Source organism: Escherichia sp. WS1118 (genome assembly GCF_046487695.1).
Classification (GTDB): Bacteria; Pseudomonadota; Gammaproteobacteria; order Enterobacterales; family Enterobacteriaceae; genus Escherichia; species Escherichia coli.
Map to the genome: position 1 here is coordinate 23,131 of NZ_JBJQIZ010000011.1, position 16,858 is coordinate 39,988.

The window sequence follows — 16,858 nt, forward strand, 5'->3', positions numbered from 1 at the left end:
TGCCGGGCGGCACTATCGTCGTCCGGCCTTTTCCTCTCTTACTCTGCTACGTACATCTATTTCTATAAATCCGTTCAATTTGTCTGTTTTTTGCACAAACATGAAATATCAGACAATTCCGTGACTTAAGAAAATTTATACAAATCAGCAATATACCCCTTAAGGAGTATATAAAGGTGAATTTGATTTACATCAATAAGCGGGGTTGCTGAATCGTTAAGGTAGGCGGTAATAGAAAAGAAATCGAGGCAAAAATGAGCAAAGTCAGACTCGCAATTATCGGTAACGGTATGGTCGGCCATCGCTTTATCGAAGATCTTCTTGATAAATCTGATGCGGCCAACTTTGATATTACCGTTTTCTGTGAAGAACCGCGCATCGCTTATGACCGCGTACACCTCTCGTCTTACTTCTCTCACCACACCGCCGAAGAGCTGTCGCTGGTGCGCGAAGGCTTCTACGAGAAACACGGCATCAAAGTTCTGGTCGGCGAACGCGCTATCACCATCAACCGTCAGGAGAAGGTGATTCACTCCAGCGCCGGACGTACCGTTTTTTATGACAAGCTGATCATGGCGACCGGTTCCTACCCGTGGATCCCGCCAATTAAAGGTTCTGATACTCAGGACTGCTTTGTCTATCGCACCATTGAAGACCTCAACGCCATTGAATCCTGCGCTCGTCGCAGCAAGCGCGGTGCCGTTGTTGGTGGCGGCCTGTTAGGTCTGGAAGCTGCTGGCGCGCTGAAAAACTTAGGCATTGAAACCCACGTTATCGAATTTGCCCCTATGCTGATGGCGGAACAGCTTGATCAGATGGGCGGCGAGCAGCTGCGTCGCAAAATCGAAAGTATGGGCGTGCGCGTTCACACCAGCAAAAACACTCTTGAGATTGTGCAGGAAGGTGTTGAAGCGCGTAAAACCATGCGTTTTGCCGACGGCAGCGAACTGGAAGTCGACTTTATCGTCTTCTCTACCGGTATCCGTCCGCGCGATAAGCTGGCAACCCAGTGTGGTCTGGACGTTGCTCCGCGTGGGGGTATCGTCATAAATGATTCCTGCCAGACTTCCGATCCGGATATCTACGCCATCGGTGAATGCGCAAGCTGGAACAACCGTGTATTTGGTCTGGTAGCACCAGGCTACAAAATGGCGCAGGTCGCCGTTGACCATATTCTTGGTAGCGAAAACGCCTTTGAAGGTGCAGACCTTAGCGCCAAGCTGAAACTGCTGGGCGTAGACGTAGGCGGTATTGGTGATGCGCACGGTCGCACGCCTGGCGCACGTAGCTACGTTTACCTCGACGAAAGCAAAGAGATCTACAAACGCCTGATTGTCAGCGAAGACAACAAAACCCTGCTCGGTGCGGTACTGGTGGGCGATACCAGCGACTACGGCAACCTGCTGCAACTGGTGCTGAACGCTATCGAGCTGCCGGAAAACCCGGATTCCCTGATCCTGCCAGCGCACTCGGGTAGCGGTAAGCCGTCTATCGGTGTTGATAAACTGCCGGACAGCGCGCAAATCTGCTCCTGCTTCGACGTCACCAAAGGCGACCTGATTGCTGCTATCAACAAAGGCTGCCACACCGTTGCGGCGCTGAAAGCCGAAACCAAAGCCGGTACGGGCTGCGGCGGTTGTATTCCGCTGGTCACTCAGGTACTGAACGCGGAACTGGCGAAACAGGGTATCGAAGTTAACAACAACCTGTGTGAACACTTTGCTTATTCGCGTCAGGAACTGTTCCATTTGATCCGCGTTGAAGGCATTAAAACCTTCGAAGAACTGCTGGCGAAACACGGCAAAGGTTACGGTTGTGAAGTTTGTAAACCGACCGTCGGTTCGCTGTTGGCCTCCTGCTGGAACGAATACATTCTGAAGCCGGAACATACTCCGCTGCAGGATTCTAACGACAACTTCCTCGCGAACATCCAGAAAGACGGCACCTACTCGGTGATCCCGCGTTCTCCGGGCGGTGAAATCACCCCGGAAGGGCTGATGGCAGTGGGTCGTATCGCGCGTGAATTTAATCTCTACACCAAAATCACCGGCTCTCAGCGCCTGGCGATGTTTGGCGCACAGAAAGACGATCTGCCAGAGATCTGGCGTCAACTGATTGAAGCCGGCTTCGAAACCGGTCATGCCTATGCGAAAGCACTGCGTATGGCGAAAACCTGCGTGGGAAGCACCTGGTGCCGCTACGGTGTTGGCGACAGCGTCGGCCTCGGCGTGGAACTGGAAAACCGTTACAAAGGCATCCGTACGCCGCACAAAATGAAGTTCGGTGTCTCCGGCTGTACCCGTGAATGTTCAGAAGCTCAGGGTAAAGACGTGGGTATTATCGCCACCGAAAAAGGCTGGAACCTGTACGTTTGCGGTAACGGCGGCATGAAACCGCGTCATGCGGATCTGCTGGCAGCGGATATCGATCGCGAAACGCTGATCAAATATCTCGACCGCTTCATGATGTTCTACATCCGTACTGCCGACAAACTGACGCGTACCGCGCCGTGGTTAGAAAACCTCGAAGGTGGCATCGATTACCTGAAAGCGGTGATCATTGACGACAAACTGGGGCTGAACGCTCATCTGGAAGAAGAGATGGCGCGCCTGCGGGAAGCGGTAGTGTGCGAATGGACTGAAACGGTCAATACGCCGTCTGCGCAGACTCGCTTCAAACACTTCATCAACAGCGACAAGCGTGACCCGAACGTGCAGATGGTGCCAGAGCGCGAACAGCACCGTCCGGCAACGCCGTATGAACGTATCCCGGTAACTCTGGTGGAGGACAACGCATGAGCCAGTGGAAAGACATCTGCAAAATCGATGACATCCTGCCTGAAACCGGCGTCTGCGCGCTGTTAGGTGACGAACAAGTAGCAATTTTCCGCCCGTATCACAGCGATCAGGTGTTTGCGATCAGCAACATCGACCCGTTCTTCGAGTCCAGCGTGCTGTCACGCGGGTTGATTGCGGAACACCAGGGCGAGCTGTGGGTCGCCAGTCCGCTGAAAAAGCAGCGTTTTCGCTTAAGCGACGGCTTGTGCATGGAAGACGAACAGTTTTCCGTCAAGCATTACGACGCGCGAGTGAAAGACGGCGTGGTACAGCTGCGCGGTTAATATTTTAACGGGAGGCGCAATGCCTCCCCTTTTTGCATGGTCCTGTAATAACCTTCGGTATATTGCAGGACATTTTTTAAACTTTTTGTTTTATTTTTTGTTTTTATTTTTTAAAGGATAATCAAATGTTTACAGACACTATTACTAAGTGTGCGGCTAACGCTGCGCGCATTGCACGCCTGTCGGCAAATAACCCGCTCGGCTTTTGGGTCAGCTCCGCCATGGCGGGCGCGTATGTGGGTCTTGGGATCATCCTGATTTTCACGCTCGGTAATTTGCTCGACCCGTCCGTACGTCCTCTGGTGATGGGCGCGACCTTTGGTATCGCCTTAACGCTGGTGATTATCGCCGGTTCTGAATTGTTCACCGGACACACCATGTTCCTCACCTTTGGGGTGAAAGCGGGCACCATCAGCCACGGGCAAATGTGGGCAATCCTGCCGCAAACCTGGCTGGGTAACCTGGTCGGTTCCGTCTTCGTTGCCATGCTTTATAGCTGGGGCGGCGGTAGCCTGCTGCCGGTAGATACCAGCATCGTTCACTCCGTCGCGCTGGCTAAAACCACCGCACCGGCAATGGTATTATTCTTCAAAGGCGCATTGTGTAACTGGCTGGTTTGTCTGGCTATCTGGATGGCATTGCGTACAGAAGGCGCGGCGAAATTTATCGCAATCTGGTGGTGTCTGCTGGCATTTATCGCGTCCGGCTACGAGCACTCCATCGCTAACATGACGCTGTTCGCACTCTCCTGGTTCGGCAACCACAGCGAAGCCTACACGCTGGCGGGCATTGGTCATAACCTGCTGTGGGTGACGCTGGGTAATACTTTATCGGGTGCCGTATTCATGGGATTGGGTTATTGGTATGCTACGCCGAAAGCGAATCGTCCGGTTGCGGACAAATTTAATCAAACTGAAACGGCTGCCGGTTAATTACTAAGGGGTTTTTACGTGGATCATTTGCCTATATTTTGCCAATTACGCGATCGCGACTGTCTGATTGTCGGCGGTGGTGATGTCGCGGAACGCAAAGCAAGGTTGCTGTTAGACGCAGGCGCTCGCTTAACGGTGAATGCATTAGCGTTTATTCCACAGTTCACCGCATGGGCAGATGCAGGCATGTTAACCCTCGTCGAAGGGCCATTTGATGAAAGCCTTCTCGACACCTGCTGGCTGGCGATTGCAGCGACAGATGATGACGCGCTTAACCAGCGCGTCAGCGAAGCCGCTGAAGCTCGTCGCATCTTCTGTAACGTGGTCGATGCGCCGAAAGCCGCCAGCTTTATTATGCCGTCGATTATTGACCGCTCGCCGCTCATGGTAGCGGTCTCCTCTGGCGGCACCTCTCCGGTTCTGGCGCGCCTGTTGCGCGAAAAACTCGAATCACTGCTGCCGTTACATCTGGGCCAGGTAGCGAAATACGCCGGGCAATTACGCGGGCGAGTGAAACAACAGTTCGCCACGATGGGTGAGCGTCGCCGTTTCTGGGAGAAATTGTTCGTTAACGACCGCCTGGCGCAGTCGCTGGCCAACAACGATCAGAAAGCCATTACTGAAACCACCGAACAGTTAATCAATGAACCGCTCGACCATCGCGGTGAAGTGGTGCTAGTTGGTGCAGGTCCGGGCGATGCCGGGCTGCTGACACTGAAAGGTCTGCAACAAATTCAGCAGGCAGATGTGGTGGTCTACGACCGTCTGGTTTCTGACGATATTATGAATCTGGTACGCCGCGATGCTGATCGCGTTTTCGTCGGCAAACGCGCGGGATACCACTGCGTACCGCAGGAAGAGATTAACCAGATCCTGCTGCGGGAAGCGCAAAAAGGTAAACGCGTGGTGCGTCTGAAAGGCGGCGATCCGTTTATTTTCGGGCGTGGCGGAGAAGAGCTGGAAACACTGTGCAACGCGGGTATTCCATTCTCGGTGGTTCCGGGTATTACCGCAGCTTCTGGTTGCTCTGCCTATTCGGGTATTCCGCTCACGCATCGCGATTATGCCCAGAGCGTACGCTTAATTACTGGACACTTAAAAACCGGTGGCGAGCTGGACTGGGAAAACCTGGCGGCAGAAAAACAGACGCTGGTGTTTTATATGGGGCTGAATCAGGCTGCAACTATTCAGCAAAAGCTGATTGAATACGGTATGCCTGGTGAAATGCCGGTGGCAATTGTCGAAAACGGAACGGCAGTCACGCAGCGCGTGATTGACGGTACGCTCACGCAGCTGGGCGAACTGGCGCAGCAAATGAACAGTCCATCGCTAATTATTATTGGTCGGGTTGTTGGCCTGCGCGATAAATTGAACTGGTTCTCTAACCATTAATTTAACCAAGGCCAGAGAAGTCTGGCCTTTTTCGTTTACAACTCTCTTTATATATTCAGCAGATAAAAACATAACCCCTTAATAAATATTGTCTGCTAATGGGTTATATTCACCGTTACAGCGACTTACAAAATTAAATCAATCGCTCACTGACGCTAATTGAATATTCCTGTATCGTTCTTAATGAGCAGTCTGCTTATATTCATATAATCAATGAATATTAATTAATATATAATACATAGGGAATGTAAATGAACAAATTTATTAAAGTTGCACTGGTAGGCGCAGTACTGGCTACGTTAACTGCATGTACTGGTCATATTGAAAACCGTGATAAGAACTGCTCTTACGACTACCTGCTGCACCCGGCTATTTCTATTTCTAAAATCATTGGCGGTTGCGGTCCGACTGCACAGTAAGCCATTGACAGAAATCGGCTAACGCCGGTTTAATTGCCTGACGCCCTCGAGATTACCCGAGGGCGTATTTGTTTCTGCATTCTTTTCAAAAATATCGTTTACAACGATTAAATGCTGGCAATACTTTCACGCAAGATCCGCAATATCGTCTCTTCACCGCTGCGATTTGGGTTAATGCGAATCGCGCAATGTTCTAACTGCGGATTCGCCTGGCGAAACGTTCCGGAAAGTCGATAAAAGAGCGGCGGGATTTCATATTTCGACTCTGCACCAACCGGGTAAGGCAAGGCACCGAGTTTCTGCGCCTCTTCCAGCACTCTGGCGGCAATCGGCTGATGAAACTCCACAATCAATACCTTCGACTGTGCATTGGCAATGACGGCGCTTTTCACTTCCGCCACCGCGCCGCCGTTAAGCAAAGCCAGCAACCGTTCAGATACCCCCGCCTGCACCGCGTGCATCACTGGCGCGAGCACCAGACCACGCAACACCTCTAATGCCTGCGCCCCCTGAATCTGACTGCCGCCGGAATAGAGCGTGGCGCGAATCCGGCTAATAACATCGGCATCGCCTACCACCGCACCAACGCCCTCTGGCCCAAACAGCTTGAAGCAGGAAAATGTCGACACATTCGCCCCGCATTCGCAGCCGATTCGCGCTACCTTCATCACCGCATAGTTGTCATCGGTTAACGCTGGAACACCTGCCGCGCGCAACGTTGCCAGCACGTCTGCCAGCACATAGCGGTCCTGCGGCTGCTGGCGCGTATGCTGCACCAGCGCGGCATCAGGTTGTTGCTCGTCAACAACCTGCTTCAGTGCCGACAGATCATTGAAATCAGCCGTAATGAGCGTTAGCCCCATCTGCTCAATAATAACCCGTGTCGTCGGGTAAACAGGCGCATCATGCACCAGAAGACGCTGCCCCGATTTGAGCAAAGCCGCCAGTGCCGCACGGATCGCGCCAGTACCCGCGCCCTGTACCAGCGCCGCGGCCTGTGCGTGAAACGCGTCAGCCAGCACCTGTTCCACACGCTGGGTAATGCGGGGCTGATTTAGCCCCGGCGTTAAGCCCAAATCACCGCAGGTAAGAAACTCGCAGCCAGGAAAATGACGGCAAATCGTGTCCACCAGCGCAAACTGCTTTTGCTGCGCCTCAATAAGCGTCAGGCTTTGCAGAGGAAACGTCTTCATAGGTGCCTTCCTTAAGCCGGAACGAACAGGCCAAGCCAGTAAAGAACATTCAGCAGGATGCCGGTGATCATTACTGCTACGACCGGTGCCGCCATTTTCTGTACCGGACGGCCCAGGGATTCGTTGAGGAAGTAAATGGCAACCGCGATAGAGAATCCGGTATAGCCCGCCATTTTGATTGCTGCAAAGATCGAACCGACCAGCAACGCCACTTCCATCAGCATATTCATGGCGTTACGGATGTTATCCGACGCATTACGTACCGACGGGTAGCGCCCCAACCATTTGCCGATCGAACGAAGCAGCAAGACTTCCGCCGAAATAACCACTGCGCCTAATACCGCTGCAACCATCGGATTCGGCGAGAGATAGCCCACCGCATAAACAAAGGTAAAGCCCGCAACTGCATACACACCGGTGGCTAACGCGGTGGTGGCAATCAACGGCACAAAACCCAGCCCGCGCATAAATTCTGCCAGTGCCGCCTGGTTGATTAGTGTTTGCGATTGTTCCGGCGTTACGCCTGCGGAGTACGCTTTCTCCAGTGTGAAGATCGACACTTCACTACCGGCGAAAATCTTCATGCTGGCAACGGCAGCAATCAATGCACCCACGATGGCGATATACGGTAAGTTTTTGATAATCCGTGATGTACGCTCTTCAAACACCGACATACCGCTGGCATCGATATCATTTTCATCACGATGGCGCAGGTCATGAGTTATTGCGATCCCCAGCAGCATCACCATGCCAATAAAGATTTCGATGGATTCAGGGTTAAGATGTGGGAAATAGCGCACTACCACCACACGAGTCATCAGTACCACCACGGCGGCGATCAGACTTTGCTTCCAGCCAAACTGGTAGAAAATCGCCACCAACGGGAACAGTGCAAAAGCTGAAACCACCGGCGAGCTTAATTCCCCCAGGCTACCTAATACATCCACCGGTAGCGCGGTCAGCAGCTGGTTTACTGGCAACAGACAGGTGAGGATCAATATTCCCCAGATAGCACCAAGACCAAACGCCATCAGGCTGTTTATCGCCAGTACGCCGAGGATATCGGTAGGAAGAAAGAGTAACCATGCGTTGAGCAGCCCGGTTTTCAGGGTAAAAGAGATCCCCACCGAGGCCACAAAACCAATGCTCAGACCAAAAGCGATACTCCCCGCCTCGCGACGGTTCATATAGCCTTCAATCAGTTGTGGCAGGATCGGGCGGATACCGTCATGAAAAACGGCCGCCGAGCGATGCGCCAGAAGCGATGTCATACCCGTCAGGCACGCCACCACGATAATCTGAATATACAGATCCATAGTCGTGCCTTTTATTTCAGATGGTTAATCAGCATCGGAATCGCGTGTTCAACGTGCTCAACGGAAAGGCCAAACGCCACTTTTCCTTCAGCGATCATTTTGGCGATATGTTCGTCTTTCGCTTTAATGCCCGGCTTGGCAATGGTGCAACTTTTGTTATAGCCAATCACCGCGATAGCAATCGACAAGGCCGCGCCCGCACCGGTATTACACGCGCCGATGTAGTAATCCAGTTGCCCGGATTTCACTTTCATTGCCGCTTCCATGTCGTTGTGAATGAAAACTTCAAAACAGCCAGGAGCCGTCGCTTCAATGGTTTTTTTAATCTGCTCACGCTGTAAGCCTGCAACGCCAATCTTTTTCATGAGTCTGTCCTTATTGGAAAAATTGAGAGGGATTTTCACGTAACATCACATCCACATCGGCCTGACTGAATCCTGACTGGCGCAATTGCGGAATAAAGGTGGTCAATAAAAAGTCATAGCCATAACCACCGTTGGCTTTTAAATGAGAGCGCCGCGTAATATCCATCGACAGCATGACGCGGTTCAGCAACCCACGGTCACGTAGCGCATGGAGCATCGCAATGCGCTTTTCGTCCGGGTAGTAACTGTTCTTGCCGATGGTGTCGAACTGCACATACGCGCCGAGATCGATCATCTTCAAAATGTTGTCGAGATTGTCTTTCAGATCGCAGTGGCCGACGGTGACGCGCGAAAGATCAACTCCGTGGGCTTGCAACAGAGCCAGTTGCTCTAGCCCCATCGTGCTGAACGACGTATGCGTGGAGATCGGGCGTCCGGTCTGGTTATGTGCCAGCGCGGCGGCAATAAACACCTTCTCTTCCAGCGGCGTAATCTTCCCTTCGCTGGAGCCAATCTCCGCGATGATCCCGGCTTTCAGGTCAGTGCCATCGATACCCTGCTCAATTTCATCGACCATCTCCTGCGCCAGTTCCTGCACGCTGCGGGTCGCCACATGTTCCGGGAAAAACGCGTCCTGGTAATAACCGGTACAGGCCACCACGTTGATCCCGGTTTCGCGCATTACATCGAGCATAAATTGCGCATTGCGCCCCATGTAACGGTTGGTCATCTCAATCACATTACGCACGCCCCGGGCCATCAGGTCGTTCATCTCCTGGCAAATGAACGCATACTGATCAAGGCGGCAGTCCACGTTGTTTTTAAAGCCGGAAAGATCAATATGCAGATGCTCATGGGCGAGCGTGTAGCCCGTCGGATCAAAACTCATAGGGTGTCTCCTGCAAACCGGAAGGAGGAAAGAAAAGAGCGACCATTTTGTGGTGGTGGCGCACGGAAAAATTCACACACGGTAGCCCCCACATCAGAAAGCGTGGTGCGCACACCGAGCTGCGTAGCGACCAGTCCTTGCTGATAAACCAGCACTGGCACCACTTCGCGGGTATGGTGGCTGTGACCAATGGTCGGATCGTTACCGTGATCCGCCATCACGACCAGGCAATCATCTGGCTGCATCGCCTCAACAAGCCGGGCAAGGTTACGGTCAACGACCTGCAAACGTTCGGCATAACGTGCGACGTCTTCTGCATGACCAGCGAGGTCGGTTTCCTGGATATTGGTACAAATAAACGCCGTCGGATAGGTGTTAAATTCGTTGAGGGTGATATCCATAATCCGCTGGCTATCCACCAGGTTTTGCCAGCTCACGCCATAAGGATTGCTGACGATATCTGCCACCTTACCCACCAGCACGGTTGGCACGCCCGCTTCATACAGTTTTTGCGGTACCTGCACTTTTTCATCGACACCGTAGCCCATATGTACGACCTGGAAACCGTTGTCATAGGCGCCAGAACGCGGCGCATTGATGCCAATAAAGCGCCCTTCTTTGCTTTCTGCGGCATCGAGGATGCACTGGCTGTCGGTTAACAGGCCACCAAATGTAATGACCCGACCGACCTGTACCTGCTCACGCACGATACGACCCATTTTGATTGCGTCGTCAAAAGAGATCACAGAGAGATTGGCGGTGATGTTATAGACCTGGCCTAAATCCGCCTCGAGATTATCGCCAATCGCAACCGCCTGATTGACCCACAGAAATTGCAGATCATCGCCACGACGCTCAACCTGCCAGCCAGCGGAAACTAATGCCTGCTCAACACGGTCAATCACATCACGAAAGGGCATCCGCAGCGGCGGTAATGGGCGCGTACCTAAAATCTCCTGATGCCCCATAAAGGTATCGCCACCTTCATGTTGCAGCTCTGCCACGCCCCAGGTTGCGGAGTCTGACGGCTGCATATCGCCAGGCGCATAACCCAATGCGTTGATTAGCCCCAGCGTCTCCAGCGTTGGTAGCTGCAAATGCGGCAACTGGCTCAGGATATGACCACAGGTATTCGCCCCGGCATCCTGCGGACGCACCAACGTGACATCTTTCATTGCCCCTACGCCAAAGCTATCAATCACTAACACCACAAATCGCGCCATTTACGCCTCCAGAGGGTTGCCAAGGCTGTCATAACGACCAACTATTTCTGGTTCGCCATGGTGAATACCGGACACCAGCACCACATCGCTACGGGTGATAAAAATCTGCGTGCGAAAACAGAGCACCACTGCACTACTTACCGGATGCTCGCCTGCCAGCGGCAGGGTGTAGTCGATACTGCTGTCATCCACGGCGTTGAGATATGTTTCAGTAATTCTTTGATTTTCTGGCGTAAACACCAGCGCATGTTGCGCGTGACCACGACGGTAGTAACCGCCGCCGTAGCAGTAGCTGTCGCCACGGAAATGATGGGAGATTTCACTTAACCAGAGCATCGCGATACGTTCAGGCTGATCGCCCTGTTGATTTGCCGGAATAGTGCCCGTCAGCGCATGACCGGGTTCGGTATGAGTCACACCGTATTCCGCCAGCAATGGCAGCGACGTGCAGCTGGTCGCTGAAGGTGCGTTCAGTTGCTCAATCGCAATACCAGATTTCGCCAGTTGATCCCGTGCTTGTACCAGCGTGTGAAGATTCGGTGTCGGCAAAACTTTCCCGGCAGCCTCATCCCAAAGCAGGCAAGGGAAATGGGTAAGTCCCGCCAAATGTAGCCCCGGCAGATTCTGGATTTCAGCAACCACCTCGTGCAGCGAATGCTGTACAAAACCGCTCTCCTGCCCCGGATAAAGAAAATCATCGTCGCTATAAACTTTGAGCAGCACAGACTGCACACGTCCGGCCTCCACCGCTGCCGCAGAAACTTCCCGCGCTTTGTCGAGAGTAAACACGGTGATGACGTCGGTTCCCTGTGCAACGGCGTCAACCACCTGATGACAAGGGATTTGTACCAAATGCCCCTGATGCGCTACCGGCAAACAGGCGCGGCGCATGACTCGCGCCTCTTTGTAATCCACCGCCACAATGCCGCTGTAGCCCAGAGCCAACAGTTTTTCTGCCAGCCACGGATTACGACCGAATTGTTTGGTCATCAGATACAGTTCAATGCCGTAAAGCCGCGCCGTCTCAATCAGCCGCTTGCCGTTTTCCAGAACTTGATCCACGTCGATCACCCAACTGTCCGGGGCGATCTTGCCCTGCTGCCACAAACTTAGTGCGGCGGAAATCAGCGCCGGGTTCTGGCGTTTCAATGCTTCTACAAACATCTTGTTGCCTCGTTTCTGTTCCTTGAATTAAATATTCATTTTTTTGAATATTTAGGTTGTACGACGTGGATTTATCGGGAGCTTCAAACCTCTTCGTTAGCAGCCATCCATAATCCATAAAGGTTGGCCAGCAAATAGCCTTCTTCACACGGGTTAACTTCCAGTGCAAATTCCTTCAACAACACCTGATGCAATTGCACAACGGCTTGCCAGTGGCTGGATTGCGCCAGTTCCGCCAGCAATTCGTCATCCAGCGGCTCTATTTCTTCACCACGGCGACTGCGCATCAGTGCACTCGCCATATGTGTCATCGCCATCGTTCCTTGCTCACTGCGCACCGGTAGATGGCACTCTGTTTCCAGTACATTGACGACCTGCATCATGCCTTTGCAGATGTCCTTATCAATAACGCCTGCATCGCAAAGCAGGTTGAGTCTGGTTTCCATATCAGATGCCTTTCGTTTAATAACTGGGTTCCTGTTCCCCACTGACTACTCGCTGTTGATGAGCAAGCAGGGCATGTTTATCAACAACTGCACGCAGCAGTTGTTGCATTGGGTAATCATCGACTCGCGTCAGGACCACGGCTTCGGTGGCCTGTAAAAATCGCGGATCGTCTGTGAGCGGCGTCGCTTCTAATCCCAGCATGGTCAGTTCGTTTTCCGCCACTACGTTCCAGATAACCGCATCAACATCGCCTTTAACAATGCGTTGTAAACTCTCGTGATAAGAGAGATCGACTCGTTCCACATCACTATCGCCAAAAAAGACATCGGTCATGATTTTCTGATCTGCCGAACGGTTATCCAGCCCCACGCGCTTCACGTTTGCGGACTCGCCTTTACGGCAAATCAACTGGTGCTCGCCAACGTAGGTATGCGGTCCCAACTCCAGCGCGAGGCATAATCCTTTTTGCGTGAGATAACTTTCCGCCGCCAGTCGCGAAACCACCGCCATGTCATACACGCCGTTAAGTAAACACTCCACGCGAATATCCGCGCCGCGCATATGCGCATAGTAAAAAGGAATGCCATCAAACTGGGCTTTCAATCCGCTCGCCAGGCCTTCGTACAAACGGGTATAGGGCAAGGGCATCGCACATACCACGTTGTTGATATCCACATGAGTCAGCAATGCTTTGTTATCCATCTCGACCAGATAACTGCCATTGCGCCCACGGCGTTCAATCCGTATCGCTCCGCTTGATTCCAGCGTTTTCAACGCGGCCTGCGTCAGGCCAACCGATGAACGGCATTCAGTTGCCAGCTCATCTATGGTTTTCAGTCGATTACCGCACTTTTCACCCAACAAATAACGGGCCAGTGTCGTGATAACGACGCCTTCTTTTTTGATAAACGTTCGACGCATAATATATTTTCAATAAAATGAATGTTTATATCTTCAGGAATTTGAAGATAAGGCGCAACAACGAGATGTGGAAACGGCGAGGCGCTTCACATTTTTTCGGATTATTGCAAATGAGGATAAAAAAACCGGGTTTCCCCGGTTTTTGGCATTAATGTTAAATTACGGCTTCGCCACAAAACCAATCGCTTCGTACACCGCTTTTAGCGTACGGGAAGCGTGTGCGCTGGCTTTTTCTGCGCCGTCTTTCATCACCTGTTGCAGGAAGGCTTCATCGTTGCGGAAACGGTGGTAACGTTCCTGCAATTCAGTCAGCATACCGGAAACGGCATCAGCCACTTCACCTTTCAGATGACCATACATCTTGCCTTCGAACTGTTTTTCCAGTTCCGGGATGCTCTGGCCCGTTACCGCAGAAAGGATATCCAGCAGGTTGGAAACGCCCGCTTTGTTCTGCACATCGTAGCGAACTACCGGCGGCTCGTCGGAGTCAGTGACCGCGCGTTTGATTTTCTTCACTACCGATTTCGGATCTTCCAGCAGGCCGATAACGTTATTGCGGTTATCGTCAGACTTGGACATTTTCTTGGTCGGCTCCAGTAGCGACATTACGCGCGCGCCAGATTTCGGAATAAACGGCTCTGGCACCTTAAAGATATCGCCGTACAACGCGTTGAAACGCTGGGCGATATCGCGGCTCAGTTCCAGGTGCTGTTTCTGGTCTTCACCCACCGGCACCAGATTAGTTTGATACAGCAGGATGTCCGCAGCCATCAGCACCGGATAGTCAAACAGACCAGCGTTGATGTTCTCGGCATAACGCGCAGATTTATCTTTAAACTGCGTCATGCGGCTCAGTTCGCCGAAGTAGGTATAGCAGTTCAGTGCCCAGCCTAACTGCGCATGTTCCGGCACGTGGGACTGAACAAAAATGGTGCTTTTCTCAGGATCGATACCACAAGCCAGATACAACGCCAGCGTATCCAGCGTCGCTTTACGCAGCTTCTGCGCATCCTGGCGCACGGTGATCGCGTGTTGGTCAACGATACAGTAAATGCAATGGTAGTCATCCTGCATGTTTACCCACTGACGCAGCGCACCCATGTAGTTACCAATGGTCAATTCACCTGAGGGCTGTGCGCCACTAAAAACGATGGGCTTAGTCATTTTTCGATTCCTGATTTTCGCTATGCGGAAGCCCTAATGCGGGCAGAAGGTCATTTAGAGACTGATAAATTACATCAGGCTGGCTGAGATCGATAGCCTCGCCGTAGTTATATCCGTAGGTTAAGCCAACTGATGGACAACCTGCCGCTTTTGCCGCCTGAATATCATTGCGTGAGTCGCCGACAAACAGCATCTGTTGTGGAGCAATGCCCATCCGCTCAGCCACCAGTAGCAGCGGGTCCGGGTGCGGTTTTTTATTTTGCACATCATCACCACCAATCACCACGCTGAAGTATTTGGCGATATCTAAGGCTTCGAGCAGCGGCGCGACGAACGGCGTCGGTTTGTTGGTGACCAGGCCTAGCGGCAGGCCTTTAGCCTGCAACGCGCCCAACGTATCGGCAACGTGCGGGAACAAAAACGTCCCCTCTTCGGCAACCTCGCCATAGTAGCGATCGAACAGTTTACGCAGGATACGTACCTGTTCTTCTGCCGGAATGTCGTCATCAACGGGCGGTTTACCCATTGTTTTACGCAGAGTCGCACGTTCCTGACGCGCCCAGGTCAATGCGCGCTCCATCAGAATATCTGCGCCGTTACCAATCCAGGTAATAACGCGTTCTTCACCTGCGACAGGCAACTCCAGCGCATACAGCGCCATATCTACCGCAGCAGCAAGACCGGGAGCACTGTCAACCAGCGTACCGTCGAGATCAAAAGCGACGCCGCGAATATCTTCAAACTTATTCATGACTTACCTTTGCCAGTTCACTGCGCATTTCATCAATGACTTTTTTGTAGTCTGGCTGGTCGAAGATTGCCGAACCAGCAACAAACATATCCGCGCCCGCCGCAGCGATTTCGCCAATGTTGTTCACCTTCACGCCACCGTCCACTTCCAGTCGAATGTCAAAGCCAGACTCGTCGATACGACGACGTACTTCGCGCAGTTTATCCAGTGTTTGAGGAATGAAAGACTGACCGCCGAAACCAGGATTGACGGACATCAGCAGGATCACATCCAGCTTATCCATCACGTAATCCAGATAACTCAGAGGTGTCGCCGGGTTAAATACCAAACCCGCTTTACAGCCATTTTCTTTAATCAGTTGCAGCGTGCGGTCAACATGCTCGGAGGCTTCTGGATGAAAGGTAATGATGCTGGCACCAGCGGCAGCGAAATCAGGCACAATGCGATCGACGGGTTTCACCATCAGATGTACGTCGATAGGGGCGGTAATGCCGTAGTTACGCAAGGATTTCAGCACCATTGGCCCAATCGTCAGATTGGGAACATAGTGGTTATCCATGACGTCAAAATGCACGACATCAGCGCCAGCTGCCAGGGCTTTTGCGGTATCTTCACCCAGGCGGGCAAAATCAGCCGACAGAATTGAGGGGGCAATCAAATACTGTTTCATCCGCTTCTCCTTGAGAATTATTTTTTCGCGGGTGAAACGACTCCTGGTTTGTACAAAGCCAGCAGTTCGTCCACCTTTTTACGTGTGCCGCCGTTGCTGCTTATACTGCGTCGAACTTTGACGACATGCAATTTTGCGCGCTGATACCACTCACGCGTTAACATCGTATCGTGATTGGAGATCAGCACCGGAATATGGCGATCAACCAGACCTTCAGCGATCTCCGCCAGATGCGCTTGTTGTTCAAGCGTAAAACTGTTTGTGTGATACGCCGTAAAGTTGGCAGTCGCAGACAGCGGCGCATAAGGCGGATCGCAATAGACGACAGATGCATCATCTGCGCGCGCCATGCTATCGGCGTAAGACTCACAATAGAAAAAGGCATTCTGCGCTTTTTCAGCGAAGTGATACAACTCTGCTTCCGGGAAATAGGGTTTTTTGTAGCGGCCAAACGGCACGTTAAACTCACCGCGCAGATTGTAACGACACAGGCCGTTGTAACCGTAGCGGTTCAAATATAAAAACAGTACCGCCCGACGGAACGGATCTTGGCTTTTGTTGAACTCTTCGCGGAACTGATAGTAAACCTCAGCGCAATTTGTTTCGGGAACAAACAGCTCGCGTGCGGCCTGTACGTACTCATCAGTACGCATCTTCACAATGTTATAGAGACTGATCAGGTCGCTATTGATATCGGCAAGGATATAACGAGAAAAGTCGGTGTTGAGAAACACCGACCCGGCACCTACAAAAGGCTCAACCAGACATTCGCCCTTGGGCAAATGCCGTTTAATATCATCAAGCAGGGGATACTTGCCCCCTGCCCACTTCAAAAAAGCGCGATTTTTCTTCATGCTGACTAACTAATTACACCTTCTCCGGCTGTGGAGA

Annotated in this window: 17 protein-coding genes; 5 read left to right on the plus strand and 12 right to left on the minus strand. The window is 52.2% G+C overall.

Annotated elements, in window-relative coordinates:
* Window positions 1–254: 254 nt before the first annotated feature.
* From nirB to ACJHYO_RS18355, 5 genes are all read left to right on the plus strand, one after another.
* A complete protein-coding gene (gene nirB, locus ACJHYO_RS18335) occupies window positions 255–2,798 on the plus strand; it encodes an NADPH-nitrite reductase large subunit (RefSeq protein ID WP_000049213.1) in 2,544 nt (847 codons plus the stop codon).
* Window positions 2,795–3,121, plus strand: coding sequence for a nitrite reductase small subunit NirD (gene nirD, locus ACJHYO_RS18340; protein WP_000084762.1), 327 nt, complete (start codon window positions 2,795–2,797; stop codon window positions 3,119–3,121). Before nirB ends, nirD begins: the two co-directional genes overlap by 4 nt.
* A 125-nt stretch (window positions 3,122–3,246) precedes the next feature.
* Window positions 3,247–4,053, plus strand: coding sequence for a nitrite transporter NirC (gene nirC / locus ACJHYO_RS18345; RefSeq protein WP_000493588.1), 807 nt, complete (start codon window positions 3,247–3,249; stop codon window positions 4,051–4,053).
* A gap of 18 nt (window positions 4,054–4,071) precedes the next feature.
* Window positions 4,072–5,445, plus strand: a complete 1,374-nt coding sequence (cysG, locus tag ACJHYO_RS18350) for a siroheme synthase CysG (protein ID WP_000349860.1) — start codon at window positions 4,072–4,074, stop codon at window positions 5,443–5,445.
* A 251-nt stretch (window positions 5,446–5,696) separates the two neighbouring features.
* Window positions 5,697–5,864, plus strand: a complete 168-nt coding sequence (locus ACJHYO_RS18355; protein WP_001031834.1) for a YhfL family protein — start codon at window positions 5,697–5,699, stop codon at window positions 5,862–5,864.
* 107 nt (window positions 5,865–5,971) lie between these two features.
* On the opposite strand, the gene ACJHYO_RS18360 is transcribed toward ACJHYO_RS18355, so the two are convergent.
* From ACJHYO_RS18360 to dam, 12 genes are all read right to left on the minus strand, one after another.
* Complete coding sequence (locus ACJHYO_RS18360; RefSeq protein ID WP_000847184.1) at window positions 5,972–7,057, minus strand: aminotransferase class I/II-fold pyridoxal phosphate-dependent enzyme; 1,086 nt, start codon at window positions 7,055–7,057, stop codon at window positions 5,972–5,974.
* 11 nt (window positions 7,058–7,068) lie between these two features.
* On the minus strand, window positions 7,069–8,373 hold the full coding sequence (locus ACJHYO_RS18365) for a YhfT family protein (protein WP_000366847.1): 1,305 nt from the start codon (window positions 8,371–8,373) through the stop codon (window positions 7,069–7,071).
* A gap of 11 nt (window positions 8,374–8,384) precedes the next feature.
* A complete protein-coding gene (locus ACJHYO_RS18370; RefSeq protein WP_000719728.1) occupies window positions 8,385–8,738 on the minus strand; it encodes a DUF2620 domain-containing protein in 354 nt (117 codons plus the stop codon).
* 10 nt (window positions 8,739–8,748) lie between these two features.
* Window positions 8,749–9,627: a phosphotriesterase-related protein gene (locus ACJHYO_RS18375; RefSeq protein WP_000006983.1), complete on the minus strand. Its 879-nt coding sequence runs from the start codon at window positions 9,625–9,627 to the stop codon at window positions 8,749–8,751.
* The gene (locus ACJHYO_RS18380; RefSeq protein ID WP_000090646.1) at window positions 9,624–10,850 is read right to left on the minus strand and encodes a phosphopentomutase; all 1,227 of its coding nucleotides are present in this window, start codon (window positions 10,848–10,850) and stop codon (window positions 9,624–9,626) included. The genes ACJHYO_RS18375 and ACJHYO_RS18380 overlap by 4 nt, the downstream gene beginning before the upstream one ends.
* Window positions 10,851–12,014, minus strand: coding sequence for a YhfX family PLP-dependent enzyme (locus tag ACJHYO_RS18385; RefSeq protein WP_001356900.1), 1,164 nt, complete (start codon window positions 12,012–12,014; stop codon window positions 10,851–10,853).
* An 83-nt stretch (window positions 12,015–12,097) separates the two neighbouring features.
* Window positions 12,098–12,460, minus strand: coding sequence for a hypothetical protein (locus ACJHYO_RS18390; protein WP_001296472.1), 363 nt, complete (start codon window positions 12,458–12,460; stop codon window positions 12,098–12,100).
* Between the two features lie 16 nt (window positions 12,461–12,476).
* Complete coding sequence (gene yhfZ, locus ACJHYO_RS18395; RefSeq protein WP_001254831.1) at window positions 12,477–13,382, minus strand: GntR family transcriptional regulator YhfZ; 906 nt, start codon at window positions 13,380–13,382, stop codon at window positions 12,477–12,479.
* Between the two features lie 159 nt (window positions 13,383–13,541).
* Complete coding sequence (gene trpS / locus ACJHYO_RS18400; RefSeq protein ID WP_000165543.1) at window positions 13,542–14,546, minus strand: tryptophan--tRNA ligase; 1,005 nt, start codon at window positions 14,544–14,546, stop codon at window positions 13,542–13,544.
* Window positions 14,539–15,297 carry a phosphoglycolate phosphatase gene (gene gph / locus ACJHYO_RS18405; protein ID WP_001031712.1) on the minus strand — a complete coding sequence of 253 codons (759 nt, stop codon included), beginning with the start codon at window positions 15,295–15,297 and terminating at the stop codon, window positions 14,539–14,541. The genes trpS and gph overlap by 8 nt, the downstream gene beginning before the upstream one ends.
* Window positions 15,290–15,967, minus strand: coding sequence for a ribulose-phosphate 3-epimerase (gene rpe / locus ACJHYO_RS18410; protein WP_000816280.1), 678 nt, complete (start codon window positions 15,965–15,967; stop codon window positions 15,290–15,292). The genes gph and rpe overlap by 8 nt, the downstream gene beginning before the upstream one ends.
* A 17-nt stretch (window positions 15,968–15,984) precedes the next feature.
* Window positions 15,985–16,821: an adenine-specific DNA-methyltransferase gene (gene dam, locus ACJHYO_RS18415; RefSeq protein ID WP_000742141.1), complete on the minus strand. Its 837-nt coding sequence runs from the start codon at window positions 16,819–16,821 to the stop codon at window positions 15,985–15,987.
* Window positions 16,822–16,858 lie beyond the last annotated feature (37 nt).

Coding starts and splice junctions, on each gene's coding strand:
- nirB (WP_000049213.1), top strand. CDS start 255: ATGAGCAAAGTCAGACTCGCAATTATCGGTAACGGTATGGTCGGCCAT.
- nirD (WP_000084762.1), top strand. CDS start 2,795: ATGAGCCAGTGGAAAGACATCTGCAAAATCGATGACATCCTGCCTGAA.
- nirC (WP_000493588.1), top strand. CDS start 3,247: ATGTTTACAGACACTATTACTAAGTGTGCGGCTAACGCTGCGCGCATT.
- ACJHYO_RS18355 (WP_001031834.1), top strand. CDS start 5,697: ATGAACAAATTTATTAAAGTTGCACTGGTAGGCGCAGTACTGGCTACG.
- ACJHYO_RS18360 (WP_000847184.1), bottom strand. CDS start 7,057: ATGAAGACGTTTCCTCTGCAAAGCCTGACGCTTATTGAGGCGCAGCAA.
- ACJHYO_RS18365 (WP_000366847.1), bottom strand. CDS start 8,373: ATGGATCTGTATATTCAGATTATCGTGGTGGCGTGCCTGACGGGTATG.
- ACJHYO_RS18370 (WP_000719728.1), bottom strand. CDS start 8,738: ATGAAAAAGATTGGCGTTGCAGGCTTACAGCGTGAGCAGATTAAAAAA.
- ACJHYO_RS18375 (WP_000006983.1), bottom strand. CDS start 9,627: ATGAGTTTTGATCCGACGGGCTACACGCTCGCCCATGAGCATCTGCAT.
- ACJHYO_RS18380 (WP_000090646.1), bottom strand. CDS start 10,850: ATGGCGCGATTTGTGGTGTTAGTGATTGATAGCTTTGGCGTAGGGGCA.
- ACJHYO_RS18385 (WP_001356900.1), bottom strand. CDS start 12,014: ATGTTTGTAGAAGCATTGAAACGCCAGAACCCGGCGCTGATTTCCGCC.
- ACJHYO_RS18390 (WP_001296472.1), bottom strand. CDS start 12,460: ATGGAAACCAGACTCAACCTGCTTTGCGATGCAGGCGTTATTGATAAG.
- yhfZ (WP_001254831.1), bottom strand. CDS start 13,382: ATGCGTCGAACGTTTATCAAAAAAGAAGGCGTCGTTATCACGACACTG.
- trpS (WP_000165543.1), bottom strand. CDS start 14,546: ATGACTAAGCCCATCGTTTTTAGTGGCGCACAGCCCTCAGGTGAATTG.
- gph (WP_001031712.1), bottom strand. CDS start 15,297: ATGAATAAGTTTGAAGATATTCGCGGCGTCGCTTTTGATCTCGACGGT.
- rpe (WP_000816280.1), bottom strand. CDS start 15,967: ATGAAACAGTATTTGATTGCCCCCTCAATTCTGTCGGCTGATTTTGCC.
- dam (WP_000742141.1), bottom strand. CDS start 16,821: ATGAAGAAAAATCGCGCTTTTTTGAAGTGGGCAGGGGGCAAGTATCCC.